We start from the raw sequence: 1,791 nt of genomic DNA on the forward strand, positions 1-1,791 counted from the left end.
TCGGGATTTGTTTCGGAGGCCGCCTCGAGGAATTCGGCGATTTCCAGCACGACCGCGCGCTCATCCTTCGAAAGCGCCGATGTGCCGGCCTCGATCGACGGGCGGTGCACGAAATCCTCGAACAGGTAGAAGTAGCCCTTGATGCCGACGAGATCGACGCCGGCATCGCAATCGGCGAGGATTTCCAGAATCTCATAGATCCTGTTGCGGATACGCTGCTCGATCAGTCTTTCGGACGGCTCTTCGGTCATGGACGCACCGCCGCTGAAGGTTAGAAAGGCAGTTTCATTCCCGGCGGGATCGGCAGGCCGGCGGTCAGCGCCTTGGTCTTCTCCTGCATGATCTGCTCGACCTTCACCTTGGCGTCATTGTGGGCGGCGAGGATCAAATCCTCGAGGATCTCGACATCGTCCTCCTTGAACAGAGACGGGTCGATCTTCAGCGACTTCATCTCGAACTTTCCGGTCAAGGTGACGTTGACCAGGCCGCCACCAGCCTGGCCGGATGCTTCCAGCGTGGCGATCTCATCCTGCATGGCCTGAAACTTGGCCTGCATTTCCTTCGCCTTGCCCATCAGGCCGAGAAGATCTTTCATGGTCCGATCCTTGGTTTTTGGTTTGTCAGAGGTTCTTGGTTTGTCAGGTCTCGTCGTCATCCGCCGGCGGCTCGACCGGCACTTCTGCCTCGGCCGTTTCCGCCTCCGGCGCGTCTGGGATGCGCACGTCGATGATCTTGGCACCGGGAAAGCGCGCCAGGAAGGCGGCAACCGTCGGATCGCTCTTGGCATCGAGGAAGGCGTTTTCGCGCTTGGTCGATTCCATTTCAGCCAGCGTCTGGCCGCCATCTTCCTTCGACAGCGACACCAGCCAGTTGCGGCCGGTCCAGGCGCGCAGTTTCGTCGTCAGCTCGTTGAGCAGCAGCTTCGGCGCATCGTCGGTCAGGCTGACATCGATACGGCCGGGCTCGAAGCGCACGGGACGGATGCAGCGCTTGACCAGCACCTTGAAGGCGATGTCGCGCTGCGCGTCGGCAAGCGCAACGATATCGGCCAGCGACCTGACCGGCACCTGCTGCGGCTCGGACACCGGCGCGGGCGGGGCGACGAAGGCGACCGGCGCTGGCGTGGCCTCGACCAGCCGCATGGTCTGCGCGCCACCGGACCCGGATGGCATGCGCGTCTGCGCCACCGCGCTGGCCCCACCGCCATTGCCGTTGCCGGAACCCGCGGGCGCGCCATTCGGGCGCGATGCGCCATTTTGTGCCGGCGCGGCCCCATCGAGCGACCGCAACGCCTCGTCCAGCGTCGGCAGGTCGGCGGCATGCGCCAGCCGGATCAGCACCATCTCGGCGGCACTCACCGGCCGGTTGGAGGACTGTACCTCGGGAATGCCCTTGAGCAGCATCTGCCAGGTTCGCGACAGCACCCTGACCGACAGCGCCCTGGCAAAATCGGCGCCGCGCTCGCGCTCGTCCTGCGACAGCGAAGCGTCGTCCATGGCGGTCGGCACGAAACGCAGCCGGGTGACGAGGTGGTTGAACTCGGCAAGATCGGTCAGCACCGCGGCCGGATCGGCGCCGGTGTCGTATTGAGTGCGGAATTCCGCCAGGGCCGCCGCCACATCGCCCTTCATCACATGTTCGAACAGGTCGACGATGCGGGCGCGGTCGGCCAGACCCAGCATGGCCCGCACCGCTTCGGCGCTGACGGAGCCGGCGCCGTGCGCGATCGCCTGGTCGAGGATGGAGAGCGAATCGCGGGCGGAGCCTTCCGCCGCGCGCGCGATCATCGCC

1 protein-coding gene and 2 pseudogenes are annotated in these 1,791 nt (G+C 65.3%); all 3 read right to left on the reverse strand.

Annotated features, from left to right (window positions below):
• Positions 1–251, reverse strand: a pseudogene (locus AC1DX0_RS35445) (hypothetical protein); the annotation flags it as partial.
• A 20-nt stretch (positions 252–271) separates the two neighbouring features.
• Positions 272–595, reverse strand: coding sequence for a YbaB/EbfC family nucleoid-associated protein (locus AC1DX0_RS35450; protein WP_027043571.1), 324 nt, complete (start codon positions 593–595; stop codon positions 272–274).
• A gap of 43 nt (positions 596–638) precedes the next feature.
• A pseudogene (locus tag AC1DX0_RS35455) lies at positions 639–1,791 on the reverse strand (DNA polymerase III subunit gamma/tau); the annotation flags it as partial.

Source organism: Mesorhizobium sp. P3_A9 (assembly GCF_056402975.1).

Bases quoted from the DNA above. Each gene is read 5' to 3' on its own strand.
- AC1DX0_RS35450 (WP_027043571.1), bottom strand. From the start codon at position 595: ATGAAAGATCTTCTCGGCCTGATGGGCAAGGCGAAGGAAATGCAGGCC.